The organism is Thiorhodovibrio winogradskyi, assembly GCF_036208045.1.
Lineage (GTDB): Bacteria > Pseudomonadota > Gammaproteobacteria > Chromatiales > Chromatiaceae > Thiorhodovibrio > Thiorhodovibrio winogradskyi.
In genome coordinates this window covers 2,645,603-2,661,611 of the sequence record NZ_CP121472.1, presented here as the reverse complement: position 1 = coordinate 2,661,611, position 16,009 = coordinate 2,645,603, and the positions used below count along the sequence as shown (strand labels likewise).

The following is a 16,009-nucleotide window of genomic DNA, read 5'->3' as shown; positions in this document are numbered from 1 at the left end:
CCTTAAGATGTTCTGGCGGGCCTGTTCCTTAGCCCGCGTCTGGCTGACGTCCATAGAGGTCAACCAGATGGCGCAAACGCTCCGCTAGCCCCGGATCGACTGCCGACCAATCAAAACGCCAGGTCCAGTTGCCCTCGGTGGTGCCTGGACGATTCATGCGTGAGAAACCATCCAGCTCTAGTACATCCTGCATTGGGATAATCGCAAGGTTAGCCACCGATGCCAGAGCTGCGCGTATCAGTGGCCAGGGCATGGGTTCGCCGATAGGATCGCCAGTCGGTGGGGTGGCCGGATAACCAAGATAATCGGCCAGGTGCCAACGGTCCGCGTCCTCGAGCGAGCGGAACCAGCCAAGCGTGGTGTCGTTGTCGTGTGTGCCAGTGTAGACGACCGAGTCCGTCTCGTGGCGAAAGGGCAGATAAGGGTTGTCCGCGCCGCCGTCGAAGGCGAATTGCAGAATCTTCATCCCTGGCATGCAATGTTTTTTACGTAGCGCCGTGACCTCATCGGTGATGACGCCGAGATCCTCGGCCACCAAGGGGAGGGCGCCGAACTCGTCCGCCAGTCGCTCGAACAGTGCATCGCCTGGGGCTTGTACCCAGTTTCCTTTGATGGCGACTGGCTCGCTGGCGGGGATTTCCCAGTAGGCTTCAAAGCCGCGAAAGTGATCGATGCGAATGATGTCGAACAAGCTGAGCTGGGTGCGAATGCGGTCGATCCAGAATCCGAATCCGTTCGCCTGGAGTCGATCCCAACGGTATAGCGGATTGCCCCATCGTTGGCCGGTCTCGGAAAAATAATCCGGCGGTACACCCGCCACCACGCGAGTGCTGCCTTCGGGATTGAGATCGAAGTCATCTGGCCGTGCCCACACCTCGGCGCTGTCGTGGGCCACGAAAATCGGCATGTCACCAAATAAGCGCACGCCCCGGCTGTTGGCATGCTCGCGCAGCGCGGCCCATTGGCTGAAAAACACGAACTGCTCCCAGCGGATGTAGTCAATCCGAGCTGCCAATTTGCTTCTTGCCTGTTTCAGCGCCCGGCTTTCGCGTGTGCGCAGCCCTTTGGGCCACTGCCACCAGGGTGCGGCGCGATCCTCGCTGATGGCGCGAAAAAGCGCATAGTCATCAAGCCAATAAGCGTGCTGGTCGCTAAAGCGGGCCAGTGCGGCTCTGTCCCCATCGCCCGCCACCTGGCGAAAGCCATGGTAGGCCAGCCTCAGTGCAGCGGGTTTGGCGCGCGGGTCATCCAGATTGTCGGGAAGCTGATCCAGCCAGCCCGATTTGAGCAAAGCGTCCAAGCCGATGAGGCGCGGATCACCGGCATGGGCCGAACTGGTCTGGTAGGGTGAAAAATCGCCTTGCGGCGGTCCCACTGGCAGCATTTGCCATACGCTGAGGCCGCTGTCGGCCAGGAAGTTGACAAAATTGAATGCCTCCCAGCCAAGATCGCCGCAGGAACCAGGGCCGGGCAGGGAGGTGATGTGCAGTAGTAGACCGGCGCGTCGCTGATGCAGCGTGGCGGCGGATGTTGGGGCAGGGGATGTCATGCGAGGTTCAGGTTTAGCTTAATGTGATGCGTCAATGGCAAGATCAGCCGTAGGTAAGGCACGGGGAGCGCCAGGAATCTATCTGTCCTATGTTAACATTATGCCTTCCATGGGCGCCGGGCATCGCAAGCAAAGAACGGGATTTTTCCGCCAAACTCTTTTTTGCCATGTTCTTAATTTCCATGTTTTTTATTTCCATGTTCTAGGCCCCCCAGGATTCTGACCCGAAAGCATGCCCAGCCCGATGATACCCAGCGCACTACAGATCCTAGCGTGCGCCGCCTTTAATCAGACCACTGACCGCAGGATTTCTTAATACCATGGCTACAGTCGAGCAGACGCCCAGCAATTTGCCGGAACCGCTGCGCTTGATCATCGAAGCGCGTCATCATGACCCTTTTGAAGTCCTTGGCCGCCACGAGCTCGAGGACGGGCGAGCCGTGGTGCGGGTGTTTTTGCCGCGAGCCGAGCGAGTGCGTTTGAATGGCGGCCAGCTTGAGCTGGAACGCGTACCCGGTACCGATTTTTTCGTCTGGGAGGGCGATGCGAAACTGGTTGCCGGCCATTATCTGATCGACTGGTACGACAAACAGGGGCAAGTGCATACCCAGCATGATCCTTACCTCTTCGGCCCCCAGTTAGGCGACTTTGATCTTCACCTGTTTGGCGAGGGGCGACACTGGCATGCCTATCGCTTTCTCGGCGCGCATCAGCGTCGCCTTGAAGGACTTGGCGAGGGAGGCAGGGATGGTATTGAGGGCTTCGCCTTCGCTGTCTGGGCGCCCAGCGCTGCGCGCGTTAGTGTGATCGGGGAGTTTAATGACTGGGATGGCCGTGTTCATCCGATGCGCGTGCGACCGGGCACGGGCGTTTGGGAATTATTCATTCCCGGGCTCGAGCCTGGTCAGTTGTATAAGTTTGAAATTCGCGATCAGGCAGGCCTGCCGCTGGTAAAAATCGATCCCTATGGCAATGCTTTTCAGAAGCGCCCTGAGACAGCAGCCATCTTGCAAGGGCCGAGTTCGTTCAAATGGCGCGATGCGCAATGGCTGGAACAGCGCGCAAAGCGCAACTGGCAGGAGCGGCCCTTGTCCGTCTATGAGGTGCATCTGGGCTCCTGGCAACGTGGCGAAGATGGCAGCTTTTTGAATTACCGCGATTTGGCCAAGCGTTTGAGCGATTACTGCGCGACCATGGGCTTTACCCATATTGAACTCATGCCCATCACCGAGCATCCGCTCGACGCCTCCTGGGGTTATCAAACGACCGGCTATTTCGCGCCTACCGCCCGTTTTGGCACCCCGGACGATTTCCGCTTTTTTGTTGATCATCTGCACGAGCGTGGCATTGGCATACTGCTTGATTGGGTGCCGGCGCATTTTCCGCGGGATACGACCGCGCTCGGGCGCTTTGACGGCACGGCGCTGTACGAGCATGCCGATCCGCGTCAAGGTGAGCACCGCGACTGGGGAACCTACATCTTTAATTTCGGGCGCCATGAGGTGAAGAACTTCCTGCTCTCAAGCGCGCTGTATTGGCTGGATGAATATCATATCGACGGCTTGCGCGTTGATGCCGTGGCGTCCATGCTCTATCTGGATTATTCGCGCAAGGAAGGCGAATGGATACCCAATAAATACGGTGGCAATGAAAATCTCGATGCGATTGAATTCCTGCGGCAGTTAAATACGATCACTCACGAGCAGCATCCAGGCACCCTGATGATTGCCGAGGAGTCAACCTCCTGGCCACAGGTCTCGCGCCCAACCTATCTTGGCGGGCTCGGCTTCAGCATGAAATGGAACATGGGTTGGATGCATGACACCCTGTCGTATATGGAGAAGGATCCGATCTACCGCCATTACCATCACGACCTGCTGACCTTCGGGTTACTTTATGCCTTTACCGAGAACTTCGTGCTGCCTTTCTCGCACGATGAAGTGGTGCATGGCAAGCGCTCGATGATCGACAAAATGCCTGGAGATGCCTGGCAAAAGTTCGCTTCGCTGAGGCTGCTGTATACTTTCATGTATGCCTACCCGGGCAAAAAGCTGCTATTCCAGGGGTGTGAATTCGCCCAGGGGCAGGAATGGAACTTCGATGAGGCTCTTGACTGGTATCTGCTCGAACGCGAGCCGCATTTGGGTATCAAGCAGATTATCGCGGATCTGAATCGGCTGTATCAGGAATTGCCCGCCTTGCATCAGGTCGATTTTGACAGCGGTGGTTTTGAGTGGATTGATTGCCACGATAGCTCTCAATCGGTTCTGAGCTTTGTGCGTAAGTCAAAGGATCAAAAGCAGATTGTCGCCGCGGCCTTTAATTTCACTCCGGTGCCGCGCGAGAATTATCGCATCGGCGTGCCACGCGCCGGTTTCTATCGTGAGGCAATCAATTCCGATGGCGCATTTTACGGCGGAAGTAATGTGGGCAATCAGGGTGGCGTGCATTCCGAGGCGCTGAGCTGGATGGGACGGGAAAACTCCATCCCCATTGCCTTGCCGCCTTTGGCGGGCGTCATTATGGTGCTGGAGCCTGATGAAACTCTGCCGGCCAATGAGACGGCGTCTGAACATGCAAAGTCGAGGGCGCAAGACCAGTCACAGAGTGAGCAGGCATCGGATCAGTCCAACTTACTGGCTCCGAGCGCCGCTGCTACAAGCTCCAGTGACGCGGGGGAAAGTGTGATCGCCGAGCCGATCATGCCTGCGTCATCATCCGAGTCGGTACCGACGGCATCTGCGCAAACAACGGAATCCGAGACGCCGCGTCCGAGCTGAGTGTCGGCTCTGATCGATACTAGCTTCACAGCTATGCGCGGAAGAACACCCCGCCGAACCATGCTGCCCGCCGCCTTGTTACACCATCCGTCTCTCACGTTCTTGCGGATGGTGCCGCTCGCGCTGGCCATGCTTCTGCTCCTAACCGCCACCCTGGCTACGACTAGGGGCGCGCACGCCGATCCCGCCACAGCCTTGCCGGGTAAACTCGATGCCCTACTGCCCGAATGGGGGCTTGATATCAGCCAGGTCAGCGTCTATTTGCGCGCTGTCGATGCCGAGGAGCCGCGACTTCTTGTCAACGCAGAGACACCACGATCGCCAGCATCCGTCATCAAACTCCTGACCAGCATCGCCGGGCTCGACATCCTGGGATCGAATTACCACTGGGCAACGGATGTGTATGCGGATGGTGAGGTGGTTGGCGGCCAACTGCAGGGCAATCTCTACATCCAGGGGTTTGGCGATCCCTATCTGACAACCGACGCCTTTGCTGGACTGCTGCGCGCGCTGCGCACCAAAGGGCTCATCGCGATCAGCGGCGATGTGGTGCTGGATAACAGCTTTCTGGCGCCGCCGGAGCAGGACCGCGGCGACTTTGATGGTGCTGCTCAGAGCAGCTACAACGCTCTACCAGCGGCCTTGAGCGTCAATCGCCAGGTCACGGATATTCACATCTACCATGACTGGATCAATCACAGCGTCGGCGTCTACACCGAGCCGCCGCTAACTGGCGTTGAGATCCTTAATGAGGCGCGTTTGGTTGAAGCACCCTGCGCCCCGCGTTATCACAATCCAATTGCGGGTTTTCTTCCTGCCACTGAAAGCGCCGGTCCCAAGCTGCGCGTCTCTGGCACCTTTGCCGATGCGTGCGGCGAGGAACAGGTCGGGCGCCTGCTGCTCACACCCGAACAACAAGCGGCCGCTGCTTTCGACGCCTTGTGGCGCGATCTGGGCGGCAGCATTGGTGGCAAGATTCGCCTCGGCAAGGTGCCGAATGGCGCGCGTTCCCTTCATCGCGCGCTCTCTCAACCTTTGGGTGTCATCATTCGCGACATCAACAAAAACAGCAACAATCTGATGGCTCGCATGCTTTTTCTGACCCTTGGCGCCAAGGAGCAAGGCGCGCCGGGCACGCTTGAAAAATCCCGCGATACCATCAGTGCCTGGCTCGGTCAGCGCGGTCTGCCCATGCCGGAACTCATGGCCGACAATGGCTCTGGCTTATCGCGCGAAACCCGCATCAGCGCCGCCAGTCTGGGTGAGCTGCTGAGCTGGAGTTACCGTCAACCCTGGATGCCGGAGCTGCTGGCATCCATGTCAATCGCCGGCGTCGATGGCACCACCCGGCGCCGCCTGCGACGCGAGCCCATTGCTGGGCGTGCGCATCTCAAAACTGGCACCGTGCGCGAAGCCAGTTGCATCGCGGGCTACGTGCTTGATCGAAACGACCGGCGCTGGATTGTGGCGGTGCTGGTGAACGGTCGCGACGGCCAAGCCTTGGGCGCCTGGCGTGGTCATGCCGTCCACCACGAGATTCTCCGCTGGGTCTATCGCGGGGCCCCGCTCTAGGCCCTTGGATCACTCACTGCCAGGTGCGTTCTGTGCTGGCGCTGTGACGCGTTTTTCCCTCGCTCTTGCAGCGTGCCCACTTTTTGCTTAAGCATCCGAGCAATCTTCGTCAACAAAAAACGCAAAGAGCAGGAGTCACACAGACCATGATCGGGGCAAGCCAAACACTGGATCGTTACATTAGTTTTGAAGGGATCGACTGCGATCAGCGTGCGCGGCAACTTGTCGCCATGGTGCATCAGCGCATCGCCGAATTGGAGGAAGGCTCACAATGGTCTCGTTATTTTGTCACAAAACTGATCGAGACCGAGCGGCGTGGACAGGATGAGTTGTTCTTTGTTGGCAGCCAGGTGAATGCATTGCGTGAACTGTTCGCGCAAGATAACAATGCGCAGGCGAACGAACTCCTTGAGGCTTTGGAGGAGGAGTGTTGCTGATGCCCTTGAGCCACCCAGCAGGGCAAGAATCCGCCCACGGCCAATGGTGAGAGGGATTCTGATGACAACCCCAATCACCCGGGACTAGACAGCTAAGACGGTGAAACGAGAGCATTCAATTTAGCACTGCTCCCAGGGAAGTCCGCGAAAACGCCAGCCACCCAGACTGCTGCGATGGTGGTGCTCATCGAGATCCCCCTCGAATCCCTCATCGACATGATAAACCGCGTCGAGGCCGTCCTGAATCAGCGCCTTGCCGGCCTCCAGCGAGCGCTTGCCGCTGCGGCAGATTAGCACCACGGGCGCGCAGGACTGCCCGGCCTCGCACACCGCCCCGCCCAACATCAGCTTGCGAATCTCGGTGGCGAACTGAGGATTCGCCGTCCAGTCCGGCTCGTCGATCCAGGGCACATGAACGGCCCCCTTGGGATGGCCGACAAACAAAAATTCCATGGTCGAGCGGATATCCACCAGGATGGCTGCCGGGTGCTCGGTGAGTAGCTCCATGGCCTCTTGTGGCGTCAGGCCGCGGGGCAAATCAGTGCTTGCGTGAGTGGTCATCTCAGTCGTCTCCTTTGGGGTTTTTATGGGGCTGTTTTTGTTATCATTCGCGTCACACTGGCCGACCCAGGTCGGCTAGCGGTATCATGGCGGGTTTTTCCGCACTTGAGAACCGAGGTCATGTCCCAGCTCTCGCCATCCGCTCATTCAGTTCCAGGGGGGCCGCTCGCCCGATCGATCCAGAGGCGCCGCACCTTTGCCATCATCTCCCACCCGGACGCCGGCAAGACCACTCTGACTGAAAAACTTCTGCTGTTTGGCGGCGCCATCCAGATGGCCGGCACCGTCAAGGGACGCAAGGCCGCGCGCCATGCCACCTCTGACTGGATGGAGCTGGAAAAGCAGCGCGGCATCTCTGTGACCTCCTCGGTCATGCAGTTTCCCTATGGCGAGTCAATCGTCAATCTGCTCGATACCCCCGGCCATGAGGACTTCTCCGAGGACACCTATCGCACCCTGACGGCCGTGGACGCGGCCCTGATGGTGATTGATGTCGCCAAGGGCGTCGAGGAGCGCACCATCAAGCTGATGGATGTGTGCCGGCTACGCAGCACACCTATCCTCACCTTCGTTAACAAGCTTGACCGCGAAGGGCGCGACGCCATCGAAATTCTCGACGAAATCGAATCCGTGCTAAAGATCCAATGCGCGCCTGTCACCTGGCCGATTGGCATGGGCAAGCGCTTCAAAGGCGTCTATGACCTGCGCCATGATCGCACCCACCTGTTCAGCGCCACCCACGGCGGGCGCATTCAGGCAGGCGAGGTGATCAAGGGGCTCGACAATCCGCGCCTGGATGAGATGGTTGGAGATCAAGCGGTGGAACTGCGCGATGAACTCGAGCTGGTGCAGGGCGCCAGTCATGAATTCAGCCATGCCGACTACCTTGCCGGAATCCAAACGCCGGTGTTTTTCGGCTCGGCAATCAATAATTTTGGCGTCAAGGAGTTGCTCGACGCCTTCGTTGACTACGCGCCGGCACCCCAGCCGCGCCAGACTCGCTCGCGCGTGGTGGAGCCAAAAGAGTCAGCCTTCAGCGGCTTCGTGTTCAAAATCCAGGCCAACATGGACCCCGCCCACCGCGACCGCGTGGCCTTTCTGCGCGTCTGCTCAGGTAGCTATAAAAAAGGCATGAAAATGCGCCATGTGCGCATCGGCAAAGCAATTCAGGTGGCCAACGCCATTACCTTCCAGGCCGATGAGCGACGTCATGTCGATGAAGCCTGGCCGGGCGACATCATCGGCCTGCACAACCACGGCACCATTCAGATTGGCGACACCTTCACCGAGGGCGAAGAGCTTAAGTACGAAGGCATTCCCTACTTTGCTCCTGAACTCTTCCGCCGGGTGGTGCTGAAAGACCCGCTGAAGATGAAAGCCCTGCAGAAAGGCGTGCTTCAATTGTGCGAGGAGGGCGCGACCCAGGTGTTTCGCCCGCGCAAGAATAACGACCTGATTCTCGGCGCTGTCGGTATCCTGCAATTCGACGTCGCCGCCTACCGCCTGCGCGATGAATATGGCGTGGAGGCCGTGGTCGAGCCCGTCAGCGTCGCACTCGCACGTTGGGTGCGCTGCGAAGATGGCAAACTCCTCGCTCGTTTCGAGGAAAAAGCCTACGATAACCTGGCGCTGGACGGTGATGATCAACTCGTTTACCTGGCTCCAACTCGCGTCAATCTCCAACTCATCCAAGAACGCTGGCCAGAGATCGAATTCCTCGCCACCCGCGAACTCTAGCCAAACCGCCAGAGTGAATCGACAAGGAACCTGGCAGCCCAGGGTGACGGTAGCGCATGCTGCAGGCCTTGGTGCTCGCTCGACAAGACAGCATCGCGCCAATGTGGCAGTATAGTCGCAGGATATTCAGGGTTGGATCCGACCAGAACCCAATGTCCCGAAGAGCTGAACCCATTAAAGCTGAACCTATTAAAGCTGAAAGAGTATCATGCTACATCTAGAGAACTGGCTTTTTGGCCTGGCGTTTTTTCTGGCGATTATCGTCTTTATGTATTCCGTCTTCGATCTGTTGCGTCGGTTGCTTGCACGTTTCGCGTTGCGGGTATGCCGGATGCGGGAGGCGCGGGAAGGCGGTTTTATCTGTGAGCTGAAGCGTAAGCTACACGGTTTTGCGAGCCGATCACTGTGGTCACGCGTGCTGATGATGGTCGGCTCCTTTGGCGTGTTGCTGTTCATCATCATCGAGCATTCAGCCAAACTCTGACAAATCTAAGACGCATAGCCGGTTGGTCTCCGCGGTGACCACCGATGCTGCGCACGCTTGTGTGATGGCTGGCGGCTGTGCTCTGCGCCGCCGGATTACGCGCATTGGTCGCCGCCCGCTGGGCTGGACGTCGAACAGGTATTCTTCCCATGTCCATAACGATGTCGCAATTTTTGAAGTCCCACGGTCTTCAGCGCAATCCTTTTATCGAGGAGGAAGCGCAAAACGACAAGGTGTTTGAAGACCTTGTCAATGAGTCGGGCTACGCGTTCAATCACCAGGCTTGGGATAAGTTTTTTGGCGATCCGCCGGGACGCGGTACCTCCATGATCTTTGGCGTCAAGGGCAGCGGCAAGTCGGCCCTGCGCTTGGCGCTTGAGAAAAATATCGCCCATTTCAACCGGGAGCATCCCGAACACATCCTGCTGATCAACTATGACGATTTCAATGCTTTTCTCGAGGCATTCAAACGCCGAGGTGATCAGGATCGCAAGCGGGGCGAAACTGCCATAACCCTCAAGGATTTTGGCCTGGCCCAGCATCTGGATGCCATCCTCGTGTGTGGCATGGAGGCATTGCTTGATGAACTCAAGGATGGCAACATCGACCTGGACCGGCTGGAGCACTATCAGCGACATGATTTGATGATGCTGATGGCCTTCTACGTCAGCGGCCCGCCGGATCGCTACAACCGGATTATGGAGTCCATGGGCCGTCGGTTGCTGCCGCGCGGCTTTTTCAAGCGCTTGGGGCGAGGGATCAAGGGCATCATTGTCGCTCTCCTGTCGCTCGGTATCGTGCCACTTGCCTGTCGGTCCTTCTACGCGGGCGTGGCGCGCTCGGCGGAGCGGGAGATTCTGGTACGTTGTCGCAATGCGCAAGATATCAAGCGCGCGCTGCGCCTGATTCCCAGTGGTTATTTGAAGGACCAGGATGTCAGGCGCCGCGGTTGGCGTGATGATGACGATGTGCGGCGTTTGTTCGTGACTAAATTCATCGACATCATGTTGGCGCTTGGCTACCAGCAGATCGTGGTGGTCATGGATAAGGTTGACGAGCCCTCGCTGATCAATGGTGATCGCGAGCGGATGGAGGCCTTTGTCTGGCCACTGTGGAACAACCGCATCCTGCAATTGCATCCCAATCTGAGTTTCAAGATGCTTCTGCCTCGCCAGCTCTATGAGGCGGTGCGCAAGGCCGGGTCGGAGAAGGCAAACGAGGCGCGCTTCGATAAACAGAAAATCATTTATCCTTTCCGCTGGGGCGACAAACAACTCTACGACATGATGTCCGATCGCCTACGCATCTGCCGGGACGACCCGAGCCAGCCTTATCCGCTGCAAAATCTGTTTGATGAGGCCATGTCGACGCGAGAGATTCTGACCGCGCTCGACCGGCTGCGTCAGCCGCGCTTTGTGCTGAACTACCTCTATCGGCTAATCGCCGAGACTTGCGCCCATACCGACCGCGCCAATGATGGCCCGGTGCTGATCCAGCACGATATTTTTTATCAAATTACCGCCACCATTGGCGAAGATATCAAGCAGTACTATCAGACCCTAGGTGAGAGTCCTGAATGAAAAGGTGGGGGCGGGAGCTAGAGCCAGGATTCTGCATCAGCAAACTGATTAAGTCGTCAGACTCCGCGCGGACAGAGCCTGGGAAGGTCCATGGTCCGCCCCTGCTTGAGTCCAACAACCCGGGTTGCGAGGCGCTCTAGCACCCCACGGTCATGAGAGACGATCACCATTGCCTGGTCTAGCCCTTCCAGATGAGCCAGCAAACGTGCTTCGCTGGGTTCATCAAGGCCAGTGGTAGGTTCATCGAGTAGCAGCACGTCTGGGCGCATGGCGAGAACGGTCGCGAGTGCGACCAGGCGTTTCTCGCCTGCCGATAAGCGGTAGGTGATACGTTCGGCGAAACCCTCAAGCCCCAGTGCCGCGAGCGTCTGTTCGGCGTCCGCTTGCGCCTCGGCCGGGGAACGTCCAAGATTAAGCGGCCCGAAGGCGACATCTTCCAAGACCGTCGGGCAAAAGAGCTGATCGTCTGAGTCCTGAAACATTAGGCCAACCCGCGCCCGGACGCGGACAAAGTCGCTCTCGACGCGCCGCGCTTGGCCAAAAATCAGGATTTCCCCGGCACTGGGTCGGTGCAGCCCGACTAACAGATGCAACAAAGTGGTTTTTCCCGCGCCGTTCGGCCCGACGAGCGCGACCCGCTCGCGCGGGTGGAGGGTAAAATCCAGGTTTTGCAGCACATTCCGATCAGGAAAACCAAAGGTGATCTGGCGCAGTTCGATCAGAGGCGCTGTCATCCTGGCTGCTCCAGCGCGCAGAGCCAGGCATGCCAAGGCATCAATGCCAGCTTGTCAGTGACCGCCAGCCGCGGCTGCGGAGAGATGCCAGGCTCCTTCATCGCGGCTTTCCGCAGGGTCATCCGTTGGTTGATCTCCAAGTGCTTGCCTAACGCAATGGCGGCTGCGTCCTGGATTGCTGGCCTCGTCACCGCCCACGAAATGATACAAGGCGAGCAGTAATGGCCGTAAAGGTATGACGAATCCTATGGTGATCGTACTCTCGCGTCAAGAAAGAACGGGCACTGACGTTCTCGGCAGTTGACACTTTGCCGTGATCCGAAAACAGCCTGGATTGGGCCCGCCAATCCATCATGAAGCGGGTGGCGGGATCCCTGTTCCGCGGCTATATTGTGGTCTCTCAAAGGTAAACAAATCGCCTAGCATACTTGTCCATGCTCGATAACAACCAGGATAGAAGCGTGAACTGCATCAATCAGCCACCCCCCACACCCAAGCCCAAGGATCAGCGGAAACAGACCCATGGGTAAGGTCTGGTTTGTCGGTGCAGGCCCGGGCGCGCCAGATTTAATCACGGTACGTGGCACGCGCTTATTGTCCGAGGCTGGCGCCATTCTCTATACCGGTTCGCTGGTGGCTGCAACTGCCTTGCAATGGGCACAACCGGAGTGCGAGATCGCCGATTCCAAATCCATGGACTTGGAGCAGGTCGGAGCCTGGCTGCTGGAACGCGTGCAGCGGCATGAGACGGTCGTGCGACTGCAGACGGGCGACCCCTCGCTTTACGGGGTCATGCCCGAGGTGGCGCGCCCCTTGGACGAGGCGCGGATCCCTGTCGGCATCTGCCCCGGGGTATCCTCGGCCTTCGCGGCAGCGGCGGCGGCCGGCGAGTGCCTGACTCTGCCCGAGGTCACCCAAACAGTCATCTTCACCCGTCTGGCTGGGCGCACCCAGATGCCAGAGCGCGAAGCCTTGTGTGGATTGGCCGCACACGGTTGCAGTCTGTGCGTCTTTCTGTCGATTGAGCGCATCGCCGAGGTGGCTGAGATTTTCCAAGCAGCAGGCTGGGCGGCGACAGCGCCGGTCGTGGTGGTGCACAAGGCAACCTGGCCCGACGAGGAGCAGGTGTTGCGCGGCACCTTGGCCAACATTGCCGGGCGCTGCCGCGACGCTGGCATTGAGCGCCAGGCAATGATCCTGATCAGCCCGGCGCTTGGCGCCCGAACGCGGGCCGAACTCAAAACCTCCAAGCTCTATGACGCCGCTTTTCCGCGCCGCTTTCGCCCGGGACAGCCTCGTTAAGGCGCCACGTCAGCAACACCGCTGGCAGTGGCAAAGTGGTAGATAGGGCGTCATGACAAACGGTTGCATCAGGCTCACTGGCGAGAGGAGCGCTGGATCACGCCAGTGTCCAGCGCTTTTTCTGTCCGCGACCTCCTCCGGTCAGGGCAAGACCACACTGACGGCGGCGCTCGCCCGCCACCATCGCCGGGCCGGGCGTCGGGTGCGGGTCTTCAAGGTTGGCCCGGATTTTCTCGATCCCATGATTCTGGCGCACGCTTCGGGCGCCGAAGTGGAACCGCTGGATCTGTGGATGGTTGGCGAGGCGTGCTGCCAACGGCTGCTCCATGAGGCGGCCGCCGAGGCCGATCTCATCCTGGTTGAAGGTGCCATGGGGCTGTTCGATGGCAATCCCTCGGGTGCCGATCTGGCTGAGCGTTTCGGCTTGCCGGTAGCGGTGCTGATCGATGCGCGCGGCATGGGACAGACCTTTGGCGCGCTGGCATTGGGGCTGGCCTGTTACCGACCCGGACTGCGCTTGGCGGGGGTGATCGCCAACCGGGTCGGCAGCGAGCGGCACAAAGAGATGATCCGCGCCGGACTCTCTGAGAATATCCCTTTACTCGGGGCCCTGCCGCGCTTCGATGATGCCGCCTTGCCAAGTCGTCATCTGGGTCTGGTGCAAGCCGAGGAGATCGCGGATCTTGACCATCGTCTCGATGCCGCGTCCTGCCGCCTGGCCGACACCGCGCTGGCGGACCTACCGCCGGCGGTGTCTTTCGCGCCGTTGTCTCCCGAGAGTCCGCCGCCATTGACGCCCCGGCTGGCCGGTCAGCGCATCGCCGTGGCCAGGGATGCGGCCTTCTCTTTCCTCTATGCCGCGAACCTGCGACTGCTCCAGTCGCTAGGCGCCGAACTCATGTTTTTCTCGCCGCTGCATGACCCTGGTGTCGCGGCGGATGCCATCTATCTACCCGGCGGCTATCCGGAACTGCATCTGGAGCGGCTGGCAGCAAATAGATCCATGCATGCCTCATTGCGCGCTCATATCGAAGCGGGCAAACCCCTCTATGCCGAATGTGGTGGCATGCTGTCTCTGCTCGAGACCCTGACCGACAAACAAGGCCATGGCGCCCAACTGTCCGGTCTGTTGCCGGGCCATGGGCGTCTGCAACCGCGCCTCGCAGGCCTTGGCATGCAGAGCCTAGCAACCCCGGCCGGCGAGTTGCGCGGGCATAGTTTTCACCATTCGACCATGGACAGTTCCCTGATACCGAGCACCTACGGCATCCGCCAGCGGGATGGTGGTCGTGGCGAGCCGGTCTACCGTCATGGATCGCTGACAGCGAGCTATCTGCACCTGTATTTCCCCTCGGCGCCAGATGCGGCGGCAGCGTTCTTTCAAGCCTAAGCGGTGTTTCAGTCACCCTTGCGGCAGACAGAGCCTTGTTTGGCGTTGTAACAATCCAGGCTTGACAGGGCGGAATTCCGCAGAAATAATCAAACGCGAATCAGTCGCGTTTATTATTTTGGAGTCTATCCTATGGTCCGGTACCTGTTCGAGATCGCCGAGGAGCAGTCGCGGCTCTCGCTTTATGATGCCGATCGCCAGGCGCTGCTGGCGGAATTTGGGGGCGCCGAGGCACGGGAATTTCTTGCGTCGGTCGAGGGGCTCTATCAGATGGAAAAGGTCGAGGGCTGTTCTCGCTCGCATTCCGGGGGCTGCCGCGGGCATGGATGCTCTGCAGCCAATGATCCGCCCTCGGCCGGGAATGAGCTGCTGCGACAATCCCTGAATCAGGCCCTGGGAAAGCAGGGCATGGGGCACCTGAGCCACCAGATGCAAGGGGTGAATTTTCAGACACCAGGCAGGGCTGTTTTCGGGAGTTTCCCCTTGCTTGATGGCTTGTCGGGCGCTTTGTCCGGCTCGGCGAACTTGCCTGGTAGTGGGCGTCTGGCGCCGCTGCAACCGCTGACTGAAGCGGAGAGCGGGGCGCAAGAGAATCCCGAGGCCAAGATTTGCCGTGCAAAGATTGGCGAATCCGCCACCCAGGTAAAGAAAGCACGCTTGAGACAGCCCTCTAGTAAAGGACGCAAGTTATGGGACATTGACCACAAATATCACTGTCCGCTGATCGGCACCTGTCTGACTGCCGATGAATTGCGCCAACTCGGAGAGCGCCATGCGCATCGACCGAAGGAGCGGCTGAGCGACTTCGAGGTGCATATCAGCTTTGTCGCCGCCGCGCGCGAGCGCAATGGTTTATCCATCGCCACCCATAAACGCCTGGATAAAAAGTATGCCAGCGAGCTGCGTCTTCTCGCCAAGCGCCGAGATTCCGCTCAGCTGCAGGCTGACTGGCAGGACGCGTTGGCGACGGGGCAGGTGCCAGGCATACTCTGGGCGTTGCTCAGTCACCCGCTCACAGACGAAGCCTTGAGCGAGCGTATCTACGAAGACCTACACATGCTCTCCCACCAGATTGGCATGGGGCAGCGCGCCGAGGTGCGTCGTCTCCATGAATCCAAGGCGGAACTGATCCGCCTGCGGCATGACTTTGATGCATTGAACAAGCGCAGCCGTGCGCAACTCGACGCAGCCGCGCGGGAACAGCAGGAACTGACGCGTGCGCTGCGGGAGAAAACCGTCGCCAACCAACGCCTGCACGGACGAGTCGAGGCACTCACCCGGCAGTGCGAAACGGCCGATGCCGCCGGCGGTTCCCGGCGCCTGGCCGGACTGGAGCGCAAGCTGGCCAATCTGAACGCGCGCCTGGTGCGTATTCAGGACGAACGCGACCACTGGCGCCTGGCGTGCGCCGAGGCCGAAGGCCAGTGCGAACAGGCGCGCCAGACCTGCGGTGCGCTTCAGACCAGTATGCTGGCGCTGGAGCAGCGCCTGGCAGAACTTCTCAATGAGTCAGCGGATACTCCGAGCAGCGATCTCGGCGGCCGCCAGGTACTTTGTGTTGGCGGGAGACTGGCAACAGTCGAGCAATATCGCGCACTGACCAGAGGTTGTAACGGCAGTTTCGCACACCACGACGGCGGCATGGAAGACAATCAAAACCGGCTCGAAGCCATGCTGGCCACCGCGGATTTGGTGGTATGCGTGACAGAATTTGTCAGCCACGACGCTTATCGTCGCACCAAGCAATTTTGCAAACGCCACACCAAGCCACATGCCTTGCTCGCCAATGCCGGGCTGGGTTCCTTCAGCCAGGCGCTGGCGGAGTTAGCAGAGCAGGCCGAGCAGGTAGCACTGGCGGCGGCCTGACAGCTAAGTGTTTGGGC

General features: G+C 59.3%; 13 protein-coding genes. 9 read left to right on the top strand and 4 right to left on the bottom strand.

What is annotated here, in order from left to right; translation table 11 throughout:
- Positions 1-28: 28 nt before the first annotated feature.
- Positions 29-1,549 carry a 4-alpha-glucanotransferase gene (gene malQ, locus Thiowin_RS11815; protein ID WP_328987918.1) on the bottom strand — a complete coding sequence of 507 codons (1,521 nt, stop codon included), beginning with the start codon at positions 1,547-1,549 and terminating at the stop codon, positions 29-31.
- Between the two features lie 320 nt (positions 1,550-1,869).
- On the opposite strand from malQ, the gene glgB reads away from it, so the two are divergent.
- The 3 genes from glgB to cowN all read left to right on the top strand — a co-directional run bounded on the left by glgB (position 1,870) and on the right by cowN (position 6,338).
- Complete coding sequence (gene glgB / locus Thiowin_RS11810; RefSeq protein WP_328987917.1) at positions 1,870-4,329, top strand: 1,4-alpha-glucan branching protein GlgB; 2,460 nt, start codon at positions 1,870-1,872, stop codon at positions 4,327-4,329.
- A gap of 129 nt (positions 4,330-4,458) precedes the next feature.
- Positions 4,459-5,901 (top strand): D-alanyl-D-alanine carboxypeptidase/D-alanyl-D-alanine endopeptidase, encoded by a 1,443-nt coding sequence (gene dacB / locus Thiowin_RS11805; protein ID WP_328987916.1) that lies wholly within the window; start codon positions 4,459-4,461, stop codon positions 5,899-5,901.
- 146 nt (positions 5,902-6,047) lie between these two features.
- Entirely contained in the window at positions 6,048-6,338 is a 291-nt protein-coding gene (gene cowN / locus Thiowin_RS11800; RefSeq protein WP_328987915.1) for a N(2)-fixation sustaining protein CowN, read from the top strand.
- Between the two features lie 120 nt (positions 6,339-6,458).
- On the opposite strand, the gene Thiowin_RS11795 is transcribed toward cowN, so the two are convergent.
- Positions 6,459-6,899 carry a rhodanese-like domain-containing protein gene (locus Thiowin_RS11795; RefSeq protein WP_328987914.1) on the bottom strand — a complete coding sequence of 147 codons (441 nt, stop codon included), beginning with the start codon at positions 6,897-6,899 and terminating at the stop codon, positions 6,459-6,461.
- 120 nt (positions 6,900-7,019) lie between these two features.
- Between Thiowin_RS11795 and Thiowin_RS11790 the strand changes: the two genes are divergently transcribed.
- The 3 genes from Thiowin_RS11790 (at position 7,020) to Thiowin_RS11780 (ending at position 10,700) form a co-directional block, all read left to right on the top strand.
- Positions 7,020-8,636: a peptide chain release factor 3 gene (locus tag Thiowin_RS11790; protein ID WP_328987913.1), complete on the top strand. Its 1,617-nt coding sequence runs from the start codon at positions 7,020-7,022 to the stop codon at positions 8,634-8,636.
- Positions 8,637-8,844: 208 nt separating this feature from the next.
- Positions 8,845-9,120, top strand: a complete 276-nt coding sequence (locus Thiowin_RS11785) for a hypothetical protein (RefSeq protein WP_328987912.1) — start codon at positions 8,845-8,847, stop codon at positions 9,118-9,120.
- A gap of 149 nt (positions 9,121-9,269) precedes the next feature.
- Positions 9,270-10,700 (top strand): hypothetical protein, encoded by a 1,431-nt coding sequence (locus Thiowin_RS11780; RefSeq protein WP_328987911.1) that lies wholly within the window; start codon positions 9,270-9,272, stop codon positions 10,698-10,700.
- Positions 10,701-10,756: 56 nt separating this feature from the next.
- On the opposite strand, the gene Thiowin_RS11775 is transcribed toward Thiowin_RS11780, so the two are convergent.
- Both Thiowin_RS11775 and Thiowin_RS11770 read right to left on the bottom strand, forming a co-directional pair.
- Complete coding sequence (locus Thiowin_RS11775; RefSeq protein WP_328987910.1) at positions 10,757-11,434, bottom strand: energy-coupling factor ABC transporter ATP-binding protein; 678 nt, start codon at positions 11,432-11,434, stop codon at positions 10,757-10,759.
- Positions 11,431-11,556 (bottom strand): hypothetical protein, encoded by a 126-nt coding sequence (locus tag Thiowin_RS11770; RefSeq protein WP_328987909.1) that lies wholly within the window; start codon positions 11,554-11,556, stop codon positions 11,431-11,433. The genes Thiowin_RS11775 and Thiowin_RS11770 overlap by 4 nt, the downstream gene beginning before the upstream one ends.
- Positions 11,557-11,956: 400 nt before the next feature.
- Here Thiowin_RS11770 and cobM point away from each other — a divergent pair, with 400 nt between their 5' ends.
- The 3 genes from cobM to Thiowin_RS11755 all read left to right on the top strand — a co-directional run bounded on the left by cobM (position 11,957) and on the right by Thiowin_RS11755 (position 15,992).
- Positions 11,957-12,736: a precorrin-4 C(11)-methyltransferase gene (gene cobM, locus Thiowin_RS11765; protein ID WP_328987908.1), complete on the top strand. Its 780-nt coding sequence runs from the start codon at positions 11,957-11,959 to the stop codon at positions 12,734-12,736.
- Between the two features lie 52 nt (positions 12,737-12,788).
- A complete protein-coding gene (locus Thiowin_RS11760) occupies positions 12,789-14,126 on the top strand; it encodes a cobyrinate a,c-diamide synthase (RefSeq protein ID WP_328987907.1) in 1,338 nt (445 codons plus the stop codon).
- Between the two features lie 132 nt (positions 14,127-14,258).
- Positions 14,259-15,992 carry a DUF2325 domain-containing protein gene (locus Thiowin_RS11755; protein WP_328987906.1) on the top strand — a complete coding sequence of 578 codons (1,734 nt, stop codon included), beginning with the start codon at positions 14,259-14,261 and terminating at the stop codon, positions 15,990-15,992.
- The last annotated feature ends 17 nt before the right edge of the window (positions 15,993-16,009 follow it).